The following is a 16184-nucleotide window of genomic DNA, read 5'->3' on the forward strand; positions in this document are numbered from 1 at the left end:
CTTTTATTTTTTTATAAATATTTTTAATAATGTTTTTTCAAACGCTGTTGGGTATAGATAACCTATTAAAGAATCATTATACTTCTTAAGAGAATAAAGCGTTCTTATAGATTCATAAATATCATATAATAGAACATCAAGTTGGTTTGTAGTTTCTTCGTCCAGTGAATTTATATCATAAGTGCATGATTTCATATCAACACTAGATAATCTCAAACTCATACCTTTTTTAGTAAAAAACAATCTATCAATTTTTTCCTCTGTATCTAATTTAGAAAACTGGGTACATAGCTGTAGTATATCGTATCTTTTTACAAATAATTTCCAAATAGAAGTTTTATCTCTAGTTTGCAAAAGAAATTTAATTACTCTTGCCATATTTTTAATCTCTACAAAGTTATTTAAATGTTTATCCAACATGCCAAACTCATTAAAATAATAACTCTTATCTAATTCGCTGTAGTTTGGAATCATTTTATTTAAAAATGATTTAACTATTATATCTTGATCATTGATTACATAATCCATATTCATAGAAAAATCATAAATTAACTTATCCATAATGTTAGATAATTCTTCATGTTTTAGCACAATTTCTCTAAACAGTTCCCCATGCTTCTCATCAATCACTCTTTTTACCTCTCTTTGCTGATTATAAAAGTAAAAGAAGAATAACGTAGGGATAATCGTAATCAATGCTACCATTGCCGGAAGCCTCGTAAGTACCTCTCCAAAATTAATTTCTAAACTTAACAATTTGAATAAAGTAGTTTTGATTAGATCTATATACAAAAGGAATTGCTTGCTATCATTAAGATACAATAACAATAAACTAGTCATTCCCAGAGAAATAACCGCAGGTATACTGATTAAAAAATTTAAAATCTTCTTGATAGGTTTATTTATAATTCCTCTCCATACTTTACTATCATCAGGAGAGGTACCATAAGTAACCCAACCTAGTCTATTTTTATAATATATTTTAGATAAGGAATAATCAATCCTAATCCAGATAAGAGAGGCTCGAATATTTCTTTCTTTTATAGCCAATCTTCCACGTTCTTCAACAATCAACTCCAATCGAGCATAGGATATATTTATCAAGAAATCGTAACTTAATAAAATCACAAACACTATAGATGTTATAAGGACATATATAGAAAAGTATAAAAAAAGCAGGTTAAGAAACTTAAACAAATCTCCATTTGAGTCATTAATATAACCAGACATATTATTTATGCCATTAAAATGAAGTAAGATTACAAGGAGAATTAGAAATATTTTTTTTAGCATACATACTCTATATTATTTTTAGTGTTTTAATATTTTTATGAATTCGCGACAGAGAAGAACTATGTGAAACTTTCTGATATTTTCATATTTTAAAACTATTTCACCACTAAGAAACTATATCTTAAAATCAGATAAGGCTTTTATTTGCTGACCGTTTTCGTCGAAATTGTCTGGGCTTAGCCATTTTTCTAGACGGCTCTTGACGGCCGGCCAATCCTTGTCAATCATAGACAGCCAGTCCGTGTCTCGGTTGCGCCCCTTATAGACTACCGCCTGACGAAACCTGCCTTCGTAGGTGAAACCAAGCCGCTCTGCTGCCCGCCTTGACGGCTGATTAAGGGCATCGCATTTCCATTCATAGCGGCGATACTCCAGCTCTTCAAAGACATAGCGTGCCAGTAAGTACTGGGCTTCCGTAGCCAGTCTGGTGCGCTTCAGCTTGGGCGAATAGGTCACAGAGCCCACTTCGATAACGCGGTTATTTCGGTCAATCCTCATCAAGGCAAAAGTTCCTAGAGCCTTGCCGCTCTCCTTGTCTACAATGGCATAGTGAAAACGATCCTGTGCTGCCAGCATCTGTTCTAGCAACTTGGACCACTCTTCCTGACTTTGGGCAGGATTTTGAAAGAGGTAGGTCCACATATCCGCAGGAGAATCCGGGCCATACACTTCATACAAATCCGCCCCATGCTTGTTCTTGGACAAACGCTCGATAATAACATACTGGCCTTCGATTCGCTCCAGGTTAGGCAAGTCCCCCGACTGAAAATCCGGCAGAGCATCCCCAATGGGCTGACCTAGTTCATTCATTCGCATAAAAACCTCACAATATATCTTGTCCTACAGCCTTCTCGACATTTTCATGAATCCGCGAAAGAGCCAGTCCCGTGCTCCCCTTATGGGTAGGAATGAGCACAAGAGCAGGAATCTCCAGCTGGTCATAGTAGGCCAGGGTTTCTGGAATATCAGCAGCCATATCCTCCGTCAGATAGATAATACCGAAATCTTCACGGGCTATCCGACGCAGGGTATTGATCGTCTCCTGAGCTTCCTTCACTGGAAAAGTCTGAAAACCAATCAGCTTAAATGGGAGAATGGTATCGCGATTCCCCACGACAGCAATCTTGTAGCTAGTCTTGTCCATAAATCGGTCGCATCCTTTCTCTGATAAGCTCTACTGGCAGCTGATTGTCCATACCGGTCAAAATCAGCCGCAGATTCTTAACTTCCAACTCCTTACCCAGCAGATAGCGGGCCAGAGGAAGCGGGCCATCTGTCTCAAACTGACCAGCCGCCAGCAACTTAGCCTGCAAGAGGTCCGCCAGATATTCTAACTCTACTGTCGTCAAGGTCTGGTTCCGCATTTTCTCCTCATAGGAGCGCAGATCCAGATCGTAACCACAGGGATTAATCTGGCTAAACCAAGTCAAGAAATCTCCCTGCTCTGCCATGGCAATCCAGTTGGCAGCAGAAAGACTTCCTTCATCAGACAGAAGCTGCTTCATAAAGCTGCGCGGTTTTCCCAAGCCAACAGCCCGCTTGACGGTGATGGCATTGTAAAAATCAATAGTCAGATTCACCAGCTGCAGCAGGCTCTCATCTTCCAACTCCTGTGTCAGGCGCTTGATATGCTGGAAATAAGCCATATCCATGCCAATCTCCAGCACGCGCACATCCTGATAATCCTGGTATTCCTGCCAGGTCGCAAGCACCTCATCCAGCATGAAATCTGGACAATACTCAGCCGAAAAGGCCATGATCAAGTGCTCCAAAACCTCCAGCGAATAGGTCCCCACCGGCATCAGCAAATGCTCCAAGGACTGACCTGTCGCCCGACCCTTGAGAAGCACTTTGAGATTGTGGTAAGTATAGCGGAGCGTGAAAATCTCCACCAGCTCCTTGCTAGGACTAATCTCGAGCGCCCAATTATAAACGGAATACAAATGCTTCATCAGTACTTGCTCAATGGCATTGAGATCCTTAATCGCTTCAGCATCCATGGCATAGACCGTTCCCTGCAGAAGAGCCGAACGGCTGGCAGGATCGTCAGCCTGCAGCAACTGTTCATATTGCTGGGGCGTCAAAAAGGAAGCCTCCTGCACACTAATGGCTGTATTGACTTGAGAGAAGCTTGTTTCACTCATGGTCCGCCTCCTATTCTGCCTGGTCTTTGAAAATATCCTGAGCCAGACGGTAGCTTTCCTCCTGCCAGACAGAATCCAGCAAGTCACGATAGAGATAACTATCATCCACTCGTCCTTGGCTTAGTACAAAGCCTGCCTGACCGGCTATGGACTGGTCTGAAAAATGCACTCGCGGAAAGGCTTTTTTCAAGTCTTCTAACTGGCTGGAGCTGAATTTCTCAGCAGACAGAGCACCGAAAACCAGCGTCAACTCTTCCTCTGGATATTTAGCCAGGACACTCTTCAGAAAATGCTCTTCTTCAGCTGGTGACCAAGCCGCCATCTGAGCATAAGCCTCCTCAAAAAGCTCTCTGAGAACCCGTTGCTTGATGACCAGAGTAGACTGGCGCTTTTGATTTTCTAACTGCTGAATATCGCGCTGACTGCGCCGGCTGATTTCTTTCAGCTGCTGCTCCCGCTGAGCCAGCTTCTGCCGAACCAGCTGGGCCTCACGTTCCTTGGCTTCCTGTTCAATTTTCTCAGTAGCCTCGGTCAAAAGCAAACGCCCCTTCTCGTGAGCCTGCTCCAAGACAGAAGCTTTGAGATCTGATATGTCAGACATAAAAGCCTCCTTACTTCACATTCAGAACCATGATGAAGGATACAACGAAAGCCAAGATGGCGTAAGTTTCAACCATGGCCGCAAGGATAACTCCTTTCATGACCTCTTCCGGACGCTTGGCTAAAATCTGAATACCAGCTGTCGCTACTCGACCTTGGTGCTTGGCTGAAAAGTAGCCTACGATGGCAACTGGCAGAGCTGCTAGGAAATAAGCCACGCCTGATTGCAGAGCCAATTCCGGCTTGATATTAAAGAAGACGGTAATCCCGATAACAAAGCCATAGAGACCTTGGGTACCTGGCAAAAGCTGTAAGATCAGAGCTTGAGCGAATTTTTCCGGCTGCTCTTTCAAGAGTGCTGCCGCTGCCTGACCAGTGCTTCCGACACCCAGAGCTGAGCCCATTCCGCTGAGAAAGACCGCCAAAGCTACTCCCAGACCTGCAAAAAAGGCGCCACCGTAAGTTCCAAAATATGATGCTAAATGTTCCATGATTTACTCCTATGAAAATGCTGTAATCATCGTAAAATCAACAGCTAGTTGAATGAATAATATTTGTTTTGATGTTTTAGAAAGTGTTTTTCTAAAGATGAGCTTCTCATCTCTTACCATAGTTCCTAATCTTTATTTCTTGCTTTGCTGAACGTATTTTTCGCTAGGCTTGAGCGGAGTGAAAGGCTTGCCACCGCCGTCGTAGAATTTTCCAAAGAATTCCACGAAAATCAAACGCGCTCCGTGCACATAACCGGATAGAAAAGATAGAAACATATTGACCAAATGCAGGGCAATAAAGAGCAGAATGCCAATGCTAAAGCGAGCGACAGGTGGAAAGAGGCTGACAATCAAGTTAAAAGCCGAGCCAATGCTAGCCCCCGAAAGCCCCAGAGCCATCAGCCGTGTAAAGCTGACAAGGTCTCCTACATAGCCGCTAACATTGTAGAGATTAAAGAGACCTGACCCCAATCCTGCCAAGCTCTTAGCACTGACAATGGATACTGCCAGTATGCCCAGAGCATTGATGATGGCCAGCCACTGACCAATCGTTGCAGCAAAGGCCAAGGATGGGAAGAAATTTCCCAGGGCCAAGAGTAGCAGCCCCAGCAAAATCAGTACCCAAGCAAAGCCTGCATTATAAGCTTCTGCATAATCTTTGAGACGGATATTTTTCAGACCGCTGAGGAAGAGGCCCGCTAGCACTGTAACAAAGCCAAAGACGACCGAAATAACCAGAATCGTCATGGCGTCGGAACTGGTGCTAATCAAAGCAATGGGCAGTTCAAAGCCAAAGAAAGAGCCATAAACCAGTCCCCAGATGATGACTGCCACACCCAGCAAGCGAAAGAATCGCAGATTCTTAGCCAACCCCGACTTGACATGCAAGAAGTGAAGCGCCAGACTGGTCCCCACAAAGAGCAAAAGACCGTAGCCAATGTCGGCAACCATCATGCCAAAGAATACAAAATAAAATAGGGAAACGACAGGGGTTGGATCCTTATCACCATACTTAGGCAAGGAATACATCTCCGTCACAAGCTCGAAAGGCTCCACTAAGACATTGTTTTTTAGCTTGGTCGGAACCTTATCTTCCTCGTCCTGTCGAATCTCTCTGGTCTGGATGAGAATGCTCTGACCAAACTGCTCTGTCAAGCAAGCCTCAAGAGCTTGAACTTGATTGCTTTCGATCCAGCCTTCCAAGGCCGCCAGATTTTGCGTGCTGGCTAACTGGTTCTTACTTTCTTGGCGAGAGGAGAGATTGCAGAGATAATCAAGCTGAACCTTGAGCTGATCCAACTCGTTCCTAGAAGCTGCCAGACTCTTAGTCATAGCATCTGCCACAGCCTCCTGCTGTCGAATATTGGCCTTGAGCTGGGCTATCCGCTCAGCAGGCAGTTCCGCATGGTCATACTCAAAAGGCTTAAAGCCATACTCTTTCAAGATTTTGCGAACTTCTTCCAGAGAGCCTGTCTTGTAAAAAATAAGAACCCCATGCTCCGTATCATCGGTAAAGACTTCCTGAAACTTCAGGTCAGGATGTGCTCCCAGAGTCAGGCGCAGAGCATCGTCGTCTGTATTGGGAATCGTCCCAATCAAAGCTCCCAGATGACTGAAAGTCGCAGCCGATTGTGGTGTTAGCTCCAGCGGCTCCCACTTCTCCAGCGCAGCCACTTCCAAGCGGTCAGCTTCTATCTGAGCTTTGGCTTCTTGCAAGACCTTGAGCTGTTTGCTGATTCCTTCTAATAGCGCCACCTCATCGCGAGCCTTCCCTGCCTGCTCCAAAGCAGCAAAGGACAGCTCCAAAGGCTCTTCTTTTAAGGATTCCAGCAGTTTCTTTTTGGGCATAAAAGGCTCCAGCTCTTCAACCAGCCTCTTGAGCTTTTCCTGACGACTGAGCAAATCCTGCTGAGATAGCTGCCGATCTGGCCGGCCGACTAAAGCCTGCTCAAAGGCTGCCTTCCAGTCCTCTTCCTGCCGCAAGTCATGAATCTGAACCGACTCTAAGCCCTGTAGGTAAAAGAGAAGCTGGTCCAGCAGTTCCTTGGGCAGAAGCAGAGACAGCTGCCGCATTTGACTAATGGCCATAGGCTTCTACCACCTTCTCTACAATGGCTCGCGCCAAGTCTGCTTTTTTGTCCGTCAGCGCCGCCTCAACCTTGTCCTCATTCTGCTTGGTTGTCTGCTCCAAGTCTTGCTGCAGGAGCACCAACTGTTGCTGAGAACTTGCAGTTAATTCCTCTGCCAGCTTCTGCGTTTCATTGTCATAGGTCAGACCCAGCTGCCTGAGATCTTCATCTACCTGCTGCCGCAGCTCCTGAGTCTGCTTCCTGTAGCCCATCAAAACTTCTTCTGCAGCAGTCTCAATTTCCTGCATTTTTTCAAGTGTTTCATTGGCCATCTATTCACCCCCTCGTTTTCAAAAACCTTCGAAAACGGATTTTTAAAATCTGCATTCCTGGCTGACAGTCCAGCATCTGGTATAGTCATCTTCTGGAATACAGCTTCGTACTTGCATAAATTATAACATATTTTCAGAAAAACAGTCAGAGATTGCTAAACATCTATCTCAAACTGATAGGAAAAGCCGATATAGATTTGATTCATTTCAATACTTACAAATCAGTCTCAGCTGTACACTCTTGATAAGTTTCAGTCTTGCAAACGGTTTATTTGTCTATAACTATGCTATAATATAAACAAATTCTAAGACAAATATAGAATAGCAGAAAAGTAAAAGTGGCTTCAAATGCACTTTCCAGCCAGAACAGCCCTTAAACTTTTACTAAACATTATCCCATGAAGAAAGTGATTTTATGAGTCAGCAGAATATCTTGGCCATCATTGAGAGCCATCTTGACAAGATGACCGACTTAGAACAGAGGATTGGTCACTATTTTTTGGATCCAAATAGTATTCAAGAGGATTTATCCTCTTTGCAAGTTGCCCAAACCTTGCACATTTCTCAAGCAGCCTTGACCCGTTTCGCCAAAAAATGCGGCTTTAAAGGTTATCGGGAATTTAGTTTTCAATATCTACAGGACCTACAAAAGGCGCAAACCGAGTCGGATAATATGCAAAGCAGCTTATCCCGTCATGTCTTGTACAACTACAACCAAATCCACCAGCAGACAAAAGAACTGATAGATGAGGAAAAGCTGGAGCGAGTGGCTCAAATCATAGAAGAGGCGGACCGAGTTTATTTCTTTGGAACAGGGAGCTCAGGCTTAGTAGCACGTGATATGAAGCTGCGCTTCATGAGACTGGGAGTTGTTTGTGAAGCCCTAACTGACCAAGATGGCTTCGCTTGGACAACTAGTATTCTGGACAAGAACTGCCTCGTTATCGGATTTTCTCTATCCGGACAAACCCAGTCCATCATTGACAGCTTGATTGACGCTAAAAATATGGGAGCGAAAACCATCTTGGTGACAGGACAACCTGAAAAGATTCAAGAAGACTTCACTGAAGTCGTTCCTGTTGCCCTTCAAAGCAAGCCTGAGTTTATCCTGCGGATTTCCGCACAATTCCCCATGCTTCTCATGATCGATCTTATCTATGCCTTTTTCCTAGAGATTAACCGTGAAAAGAAAGAAAGAATCTTTAACAGCTATTGGGAGAATCAAAAACTAAATGGCTACTACCGCCGCAATACCCACAAACGATAAAAACGAATCAGGATTTTCTGACTCGTTTTTCTTTTTCGGTTCTAACTTTTTCCTCTTTCTTTCACAAGGGGAGGATTGACCCGTAGATTTCTAATTGGGGCTGAACTTTTTCCATATGAAAGGCATCGTAGGCACACCACTTTTGATAAGTAGACTGATCCAGTTTGAGGCTACTAAGACCAATTAAAAAACTAGCACTTTTATGGAAGCTTTCAAGAGCAATGAGAAGACGATTATCCAGAGCTTTGGTTTTCTCCAAACTCCTCAAAACTTCTGCTAAGCACTCGTAAAAGCGGATTTCATCACTTGACCGAATTGTCTTCTTTTGAAAATCTTCCATCAAGGAACCTAGAAGCTGAGCAGCTTCCTGAATGAAACTTCTTTCTGTCATTTGATTTTCCTCTTGAAAGACAAGGAACCTGAGAAAAATCTCAGGTTAAGCTTGTCTATTTTTGAAATGATAGTAGGCTCCAAACATACCTGCAGTATTTTGATGATGAGCAAAGGCCAGTTTGGTTTTGTCAGCAATGCTTGGAACCAAAGCATCCTGCAAAGCCACCTGAATACGCGGCCTAAGAATAGCTTCTTGGCCCATAATGCCGCCTCCTAGAATAACAACTTCTGGATTAACAACATAGCAGATATTGGCAATTCCTTGACCTAGATAGCCAACCATGCGATCGATGCCCTCGATACAGAGTTTATTGCCCTCAGTTGCTTCTTTGAAAATCCGACGGCCATTCCAATGTTCTGCGTCTTCTCCGTGTAGCTCAGCCACATAATTGACTAAAGCAGTTGTAGATGCCACATCCTGAAAGGCTCCGTCTGGTAGATGCAGATAACCGACCTCACAGGCAGAGTTACTAAAACCATGGAAGACTTGACCATCTACGACCAGACAGCCTCCAATACCTGTACCAATTGTCAAACAAAGAGCAATCTTGGCTCCCTTGCCACTGCCTGACATAGCCTCAGCCAGACCAGCACAGTTGACATCATTTTCAATCTCACAAGGCAGGGAGAATTTTTCTTCCAGCACTTTTTTGAACTGAGTCCCAGCGTAATTCGGAATCTGTGGCCCGGCATAGAAAATTTCACCCTTGTCTGGATCCACCATACCAGCTGAAGAAATACAAATCCCAACCAGAGGTCCTTTTTCTAAATAGGCTGCAACAATCCCTTCAACCTTTTGCAAAATTCCCGGACCGCCTTTGTGGGCCTCCGTCGGCATTTCATGTGCTTCCACCAAGGTTTCCGCCTCATTGATTAAGCCATACTTGATATTGGTGCCGCCAATATCAATAGCAACATAGTGTTTCATAGCACACCTTCTCTCTAGTGTTTATCCTGTTGCTTATAAAAATTGCTCCTTGGTTTGTCTAATCAACTGAGCTGCTTCTTCCACAATCGGCCGATCTTCTTCAGTCACTGGCGTCAGAGGTGAACGGACAGATCCGATGGTCAAGCCTTCATTAATTTCCAAAACACCCTTAATAACAGCGTACATATTGCCATGGGCGCTGGTTAATTTTCCAATGATTGCATTTATTGCATATTGCAACTCTTTAGCCCGTTCCAATTCCTTGTCAGCAATCAGTTGATTGAGTTTTAGGAAGAGCTCTGGCATAGATCCGTATGTACCACCAATACCGGCTCCAGCACCCATAAGACGGCCACCTAAGAATTGCTCATCTGGACCATTAAAGACTACATGATCTTCTCCCCCAAGAGCTACAAAGGTCTGAATATCCTGCACCGGCATTGAAGAGTTCTTCACACCGATCACGCGCTCATTCTTGAGCATTTCCTTGTAAAGGCTAGGAGTTAAGGCTACACCAGCCAGCTGAGGGATATTGTAAATCACGAAATCAGTATTAGGCGCCGCCGCACTAATGTCATTCCAATATTGGGCAACCGAATACTCTGGCAAACGGAAATAAATCGGCGGAATAGCCGCAATAGCATCGACTCCCAAACTTTCCGCATGACGAGCCAGCTCCACGCTGTCTTTAGTATTGTTGCAAGCCACATGGGCAATGATAGTCAGACGCCCCTTAGCAACTTTCATCACTTCTTCTAGAACTCGTTTTCGGTCTTCTACACTCAGATAGATACACTCGCCCGAAGAACCGTTGACATAAAGACCTTGCACGCCCTTGGCGATGAAATATTCCACTAAAGCACGAGTCCGCTCCGGGCTGATTTCACCTTCCTCGTCATAGCAGGCGTAGAAAGCAGGAATGACACCTTGGTATTTGGTCATATTTTTCATTTTCTTTTATCTCCAAATCTAGAATTTCTATAAATTAAGGCTTTTCGTATTTGGCAAAAATCTTCTCTAAAACAGTAATTTGCGTGAAGGCCAATCCAGCAAAACCGATTAAAACAAAGAGCGATAACCCTAGTAAAAGTAGAAGTCCTGAACTAAGAAGCACTGTCAAAATAGCTACTAGAATAGCTATCATCAGGAAAAACCAAGGAAAGTTAAGACTGAGCAAAACTAGACTAGTCTGTAACCCACCTATAAGAGACTGCTCAAATCGGCCAGCCAGTGGATAAACACACAGAAAAAGCGCTGTTGTAAAGATAAGAAGAGCAAAGCAGGCAACTTTCAGTATTTGAAAAGGTAGAGCCTCCTGACCCCAGATAAGAAGAAGGTCAAAAATACTGATAGCAGACAGCATCAGCTCCAGCAGGCCCAACTTGAAGCCCAACTGCCAATTTTCTCGGAAGGCCTTGATATAGACAGCCGTTACTTTTACACGACGACCGCCTTTGATCTCAAAAAGAGTTTGATAGAGGCTTAGCTTCGCAATACCGATGGTTAGAAGAGGCAGAGATGTCAGCAGAAAAAGCAAGTTTACTGTCGCTAAATCAAGGATTTTCTCACAAATCTGCATAAAGAAATTATCCGTATCAAAAATAGTCTCTATCAATCGGGCACCTCTTTTATCCATTGCTAGCCTCCTTTTCAAATATTAATCCAACAAAACTTTAAATACACACTTTTTAACTGTCTCTTCTCTGCCAGCAAATTGATTAGGCTGGTGGGCTTCTTCTGGCAAAAAAGCAGCAAAATTTAAACCGTCTAACAAGAGCGGATAAGTCTGTTCGCAAACAACAAAACCAATATCTCGCCCTTCATCATAGGCTTCCTGAAGTTCTCTAATCTGACAGCCATATTGGATTAGTTCATGCCCTTCCAAAAGAAAGTGCAGGTCCAAGTATCTCTGGTGAAATTCAAAGCTTTCCTCTTGCTGTTGACTAAGAGTATTTTCCTGCAAAAAGAAGAAGACCCTATCACCATCTACTTCATAGCGCCCTGAATTTAGATTAGATACATCGTGACTCAGGAGATAATCAATAGCTGTATCGATATTTTTGTGAATCCCTCGATAGCGAACGAGATTCTCTAATTGATCAAAAATCATATTTCTATCCCTTAACAGCTCCCATCGTGATTCCTTGTGTGAAGGATTTTTGGAAGATGAGGAAGACTGCTACAATTGGCACTGCAGCCAAAGCTGCTCCAGCCATAATGAGGCCATAGTTGGTTGCCATTTCAGCCTGCATGGTCGCAACCCCGAGAGAAATCGTCAAATTCTGCCTGGATGTCAACATAACCAGCTGCATAAAGTAGTCGTTCCAAGTATTGATAAATGTGAAAATAGCTAGAGCCGCAAAACCTGGTTTGACAATAGGGAAAGCAACACTCCAGAAAGTCCGGATTTCGCCACAACCGTCGATTTTAGCAGACTCAAGAAGCTCTGTCGGGATGTTTTCACTGAACTGCTTCATTAGAAAAACTCCGAAAGGCCAGCCAACCAACGGTAAGATTACTGCAGCCAAGGTATCGTGAATTCCCATGAAATTAACAATACGCACTAGTGGTACCAGTACTACTTGCTTAGGCAAAGCCATGGCCGCAATGAAGATGGCAAAAAGAATCCGTTGACCATAGAACCGCTTCTTAGCCAAAACATATCCTGCCAAAGAAGACGTGGCGCAGACCAGAAACATGGTCGCAAGCGAAATGAAAACACTATTCCACATCCATTGCATGGCTGGATTTTGCACCATCAATTGCTGGAAGTTTTCAACCGTTGGCATTTTTGGCCACCATTCTGGCGGAATGACGATCGTTGCTGGTTGAGACTTGAAAGCTCCTGTCAAAATCCAATAGAAAGGAAAGACAAAGAGGATGGTTAATATGGCCAGAACAAAGCCTGATACCACCTTAAAAACATTCATTTTTTTAGTTTGCATCTTCTTTCTCCTTTCTCTAGTATTCTACATCGTTTCCAAGAATCTTGAATTGGGCAAAGCTGATGATGGCAATCATGACTGCTAAAAAGACTCCCATGGTATTAGCATAGCCGTATTCAGATAACTTGAAGGCTTTTTCATACAGATAGTACATGAGCGTACTGGTTGAGTAATTAGGTCCGCCTGATGTCAAGAGCTGAATCAAGGCAAAACACTGGAATGAGTTAATCGTAGTAATGATAGCAATGTAAAGGGTTGTTGGAAGCAGGCTAGGCCATTTAATCTTCCAGAAGACTTGCATTTCTGTTGCACCATCCACTCGCGCAGCCTCAACTAGAGAATTGTCAATGTTTCCCATAGCTGCGATATAGAGAATGATAGGTTGGCCCACAGAAGTTGTTAAGAGAATAATGATAATCGCTAGCAATGCCCAATGTTTATCCCCAAGCCAAGAAATATTTTGATTGATGACATGGCCTGACTTCAAAACAAAGTTCAAAATACCAGACAGCGGATCGTAGATCCATTTCCATACGACCGTCACAGCTACGCTCCCTGTAACAACTGGCAGGAAGAATACAAAACGGTAAAAGGAACGAGAGACAGCATTCATCTCATAAGTCTGCGAAGCCACAAACAAAGAGAAGAGAACTACAATCGGCACAGAGCCGACCACGATAATGACCGTATTAATCAGCGATTTCATAAAGACCGGATCTTTAAACATCCGAATATAATTATCAAATCCGACAAAAGTAAAGGAGGTCATCGTATAGTTAAAAAAACTAGTAACAAAACCCATAATCATAGGTGCCAAGACAAATACCGTGAAAAATATCAGTATTGGAGCTAAAAACGCGTATGATACTAGGGTTTCTTTCATTCTGATTTTATTGACTTTCACAATGAGGTACCCCTCTTTCAAGATTTTCTAACAAAATCCCCCTTTTTCTACTTCTAGAAACCGTCAACAGAAAAAGGGGAGGATTTCACATTTGCTTATTTTTTAGTAATAGTTTCGTTTGCTTTTTCTGTAAATGTCTTCAAAGCAGGTTCAACCTTTTCATCACCATTGGATACAGATTGGAGCATTGGGAACCAAAGGGTTCTCATTTCCGCAAAGCCATCAATCGTGTTGTAATATGGTGAATAGTACTGAGTCCAGCCACTGATGGTTTCCATACGTTTATCATCATAGAGTTTTCCAAATGAAGTACGAACTGGGAAAGCACCTGTACGAACTACATTCTTAGGTCCCCACTCTTTGTCATCAGCGATAAATTGGACGAATTTCTTAGAAGCTGCTACTTTCTTTTCATCTTTATTGTTAAAGACTGCAAATCCGTTTACAAGATATTCAAGAGCTGGTTTGCCAGATTCTGATGGGAACGGTACTTCCACCACATCGACTTTGCTGGCTTCTAAAAGTTGTGCTTGAATACCATTTTGAGAAGGAGCCCAAAGAAGAGTGTAGGATGTTTGGCCGTTAGCAAAGTTTTGAATATCTGCTCCACCATCATATTGAGAGCCGTTCATCATCAAACCGTCGTTAATCCAGCCAACTGCTTTTTCCAGTCCTTTGACAAACTTAGGATCATCAGTTGTGTATTTGGTAACTTTTTCGTCTGTAATAGATCCGCCGTAAAGATTAGCGATGAAGGCACGAGTTCCTTGGTCACCACCTTGACCATTACTAAAGAGGGAACCTGGAGTGTAGCCTTTATCTTTCAGAGCTTTCAGCACTTTTTCAAAATCAGATGTTGTCCAGCCTTCCTTGACAAGATTTGCTACACCAGCATCTTCCAACATTTTCTTATTGAAAGCCATATAGAATGGAGCAGAGCTGATAGGATACATGTAAGCCTTGTCTCCTGCCTTGCTGGCTTGGATAATGTTATCATTATTGACATCTTTGACAAAGTCATCAGTAAAGAGATCATTCAAATCAGCTAATTTACCATTTTTTCCATACTGGATAATCCGACCTGGTGCATCAAACAAAACATCCGGTGCTGTGCCTGCTTCGATAGCGGTCGTAATCTTTTCAGGACCAGATTTAAAGTCAATAGTTTCTAGATTGACGTGAATATCTGGGTTCGCTTTTTCAAAAGCCTCGATAATTGATTTTTCATAGGTTCCAACACCATCGTTGGCATTTTCCTGTGTGAAGACTGGGAAAGCCCACCAAGTAATCTCTGTTTTGCCAGAATTACTACCAGAGCTAGCTGTTTTATCTGATCCGCCATTGTTTCCACAAGCTGCTAAAGAAACAATTGCAGCACCTGTCAATAACGATGCGAATAATTTTCCGAATTTCATATTCTTTTCTCCTTAAAAATGAATTTCTCTTGAATCTAGTCCTTTTCTTTACAAAAACTGAGAGACTTATCTGCCTTTGTTTTTCCAGTTTCAAGTAAGGATTGGACCTGGTGACAGACATGGACCTGTTAGTCCTTCTTGTTTTACTGCTTCTTCAGAACAGTAAATAATCATTTTTAGAACCTTAACTCGATAAATTCACTCCCTTTTAATAATTCTCTTTTTAAAGATAGCGTTTTCATTTTTATTTAAAATTCTTAGATTTTGATTCTCTCCTGACTATCAAAATCAAATATATGAGCCTTAGGCATCTTAAAGGTAAAGCGAATCTTAGAGCCAGGCTCCAAATAGTTAGAAGCTTCCACTTTGGCTGAAAATTCTTGTACACCAGCCTTACAATAGAGAACAGACTCACTGCCTAGCAACTCAGAAACGGTGACTTCAGCATCTACAGTGCTATCTGGAAAAGTATCTTCTACTATCAACTCAGCCGAGATATCCTCTGGTCGAATGCCCAGTATCACTTTCTTTCCTTGATAGCCTTTTTCTTCTAGGATTTTACGCTGACCGTCTGGGAGTCCAACAGCAAAGCCTTGTCCATCTGTAAGCTGATTACCCTCTAAGTTCACTTCAAAGAAATTCATGGCTGGACTGCCGATAAAACCTGCCACAAATTTATTAGCTGGTTCGTTATAAAGTTCCTGCGGCGTACCGATTTGCTCGATTCGACCGATAGTACCTGTTCCTGCTTCATTCTTAGTAGCTGACATGATAACGATGCGGTCAGCCAAGGTCATGGCCTCGGTCTGGTCGTGGGTTACATAGATTGTCGTCGCTCCGATACGGCGGTGAATTTTTGCGATTTCTGCCCGCATGGACACGCGCAGTTTAGCATCCAAGTTAGACAAGGGCTCATCCATAAGGAAGACTTTGGCATCACGAACAATCGCCCGCCCCATAGCTACACGCTGACGCTGACCACCAGATAAGTCGGCCGGTTTACGATCCAGCAGCTCTTTCAGCCCAAGGATTTCCGCCGCTTCCTGGACTCTTTTGTCAATATCAGCCTTGTCATACTTGCGAAGCTTAAGTCCGAATGCCATATTGTCATAAACAGTCATGTGAGGATAAAGGGCATAATTTTGGAAAACCATGGCGATATCCCGATCTTTAGGAGCAATGTCATTGACAAGATTTTGATCAATATAGAGCTCCCCTTCTGTGATATCCTCAAGTCCTGCAATCATCCGCAAGGTTGTTGATTTTCCGCAACCGGAAGGTCCTACAAAAACGATAAACTCCTTATCCTTAATATCCAAATCAAAATTTTCAACAGAGTAAAAATCACTATTAGGATATTTTTTATATAGTTTATTTAGTGTTAAGGTTGTCATTCATCTACC

At 42.9% G+C, this 16184-nt stretch carries 18 protein-coding genes; 1 reads left to right on the forward strand and 17 read right to left on the reverse strand.

The genetic code is table 11. The annotated features are described in order from the left end of the window. Positions 1-3 precede the first annotated feature (3 nt). From K1I80_RS09855 to K1I80_RS09890, 8 genes are all read right to left on the reverse strand, one after another. Positions 4-1293, reverse strand: coding sequence for a hypothetical protein (locus K1I80_RS09855; RefSeq protein ID WP_223324091.1), 1290 nt, complete (start codon positions 1291-1293; stop codon positions 4-6). A 114-nt stretch (positions 1294-1407) separates the two neighbouring features. Next, positions 1408-2109, reverse strand: coding sequence for a GNAT family N-acetyltransferase (locus tag K1I80_RS09860; protein WP_223313710.1), 702 nt, complete (start codon positions 2107-2109; stop codon positions 1408-1410). Between the two features lie 7 nt (positions 2110-2116). Beyond that, entirely contained in the window at positions 2117-2437 is a 321-nt protein-coding gene (locus K1I80_RS09865; RefSeq protein WP_223313711.1) for a V-type ATP synthase subunit F, read from the reverse strand. Further along, positions 2424-3437: a V-type ATPase subunit gene (locus K1I80_RS09870; protein WP_223313712.1), complete on the reverse strand. Its 1014-nt coding sequence runs from the start codon at positions 3435-3437 to the stop codon at positions 2424-2426. The genes K1I80_RS09865 and K1I80_RS09870 overlap by 14 nt, the downstream gene beginning before the upstream one ends. 10 nt (positions 3438-3447) lie before the next feature. Further along, the gene (locus K1I80_RS09875) at positions 3448-4038 is read right to left on the reverse strand and encodes a V-type ATP synthase subunit E family protein (RefSeq protein WP_223313713.1); all 591 of its coding nucleotides are present in this window, start codon (positions 4036-4038) and stop codon (positions 3448-3450) included. 10 nt (positions 4039-4048) lie between these two features. After that, positions 4049-4528, reverse strand: a complete 480-nt coding sequence (locus K1I80_RS09880; RefSeq protein ID WP_002898768.1) for a V-type ATP synthase subunit K — start codon at positions 4526-4528, stop codon at positions 4049-4051. 132 nt (positions 4529-4660) lie between these two features. Continuing rightward, positions 4661-6616: a V-type ATP synthase subunit I gene (locus K1I80_RS09885; RefSeq protein ID WP_223313714.1), complete on the reverse strand. Its 1956-nt coding sequence runs from the start codon at positions 6614-6616 to the stop codon at positions 4661-4663. After that, positions 6606-6929, reverse strand: a complete 324-nt coding sequence (locus K1I80_RS09890) for a hypothetical protein (RefSeq protein WP_223313715.1) — start codon at positions 6927-6929, stop codon at positions 6606-6608. The genes K1I80_RS09885 and K1I80_RS09890 overlap by 11 nt, the downstream gene beginning before the upstream one ends. A 415-nt stretch (positions 6930-7344) precedes the next feature. Between K1I80_RS09890 and K1I80_RS09895 the strand changes: the two genes are divergently transcribed. Beyond that, positions 7345-8196 (forward strand): MurR/RpiR family transcriptional regulator, encoded by an 852-nt coding sequence (locus K1I80_RS09895; protein ID WP_125330700.1) that lies wholly within the window; start codon positions 7345-7347, stop codon positions 8194-8196. A gap of 61 nt (positions 8197-8257) precedes the next feature. Here the strand turns inward: K1I80_RS09895 and K1I80_RS09900 are convergent, their stop codons facing one another. The 9 genes from K1I80_RS09900 to K1I80_RS09940 form a co-directional block, all read right to left on the reverse strand. After that, entirely contained in the window at positions 8258-8587 is a 330-nt protein-coding gene (locus tag K1I80_RS09900) for a DNA helicase (RefSeq protein WP_223312023.1), read from the reverse strand. A 45-nt stretch (positions 8588-8632) separates the two neighbouring features. Further along, entirely contained in the window at positions 8633-9517 is an 885-nt protein-coding gene (locus K1I80_RS09905; RefSeq protein WP_223312022.1) for an ROK family protein, read from the reverse strand. A 33-nt stretch (positions 9518-9550) separates the two neighbouring features. After that, the gene (locus K1I80_RS09910) at positions 9551-10468 is read right to left on the reverse strand and encodes an N-acetylneuraminate lyase (protein ID WP_223312021.1); all 918 of its coding nucleotides are present in this window, start codon (positions 10466-10468) and stop codon (positions 9551-9553) included. A 34-nt stretch (positions 10469-10502) separates the two neighbouring features. Next, positions 10503-11153 carry a DUF624 domain-containing protein gene (locus K1I80_RS09915; protein ID WP_002922731.1) on the reverse strand — a complete coding sequence of 217 codons (651 nt, stop codon included), beginning with the start codon at positions 11151-11153 and terminating at the stop codon, positions 10503-10505. 21 nt (positions 11154-11174) lie between these two features. Then, positions 11175-11627, reverse strand: a complete 453-nt coding sequence (locus K1I80_RS09920) for a YhcH/YjgK/YiaL family protein (protein ID WP_223312020.1) — start codon at positions 11625-11627, stop codon at positions 11175-11177. A gap of 4 nt (positions 11628-11631) precedes the next feature. Beyond that, complete coding sequence (locus K1I80_RS09925) at positions 11632-12462, reverse strand: carbohydrate ABC transporter permease (RefSeq protein WP_002905745.1); 831 nt, start codon at positions 12460-12462, stop codon at positions 11632-11634. Positions 12463-12478: 16 nt separating this feature from the next. Further along, a complete protein-coding gene (locus K1I80_RS09930) occupies positions 12479-13366 on the reverse strand; it encodes a carbohydrate ABC transporter permease (protein ID WP_032906291.1) in 888 nt (295 codons plus the stop codon). Between the two features lie 95 nt (positions 13367-13461). Continuing rightward, positions 13462-14781, reverse strand: coding sequence for an ABC transporter substrate-binding protein (locus K1I80_RS09935; RefSeq protein WP_002922735.1), 1320 nt, complete (start codon positions 14779-14781; stop codon positions 13462-13464). 257 nt (positions 14782-15038) lie between these two features. Then, positions 15039-16175 (reverse strand): ABC transporter ATP-binding protein, encoded by a 1137-nt coding sequence (locus tag K1I80_RS09940; protein ID WP_002931787.1) that lies wholly within the window; start codon positions 16173-16175, stop codon positions 15039-15041. Positions 16176-16184 lie beyond the last annotated feature (9 nt).

The sequence above is a fragment of the Streptococcus sanguinis genome, from assembly GCF_019929225.1.
Taxonomy (GTDB): domain Bacteria; phylum Bacillota; class Bacilli; order Lactobacillales; family Streptococcaceae; genus Streptococcus; species Streptococcus sanguinis_J.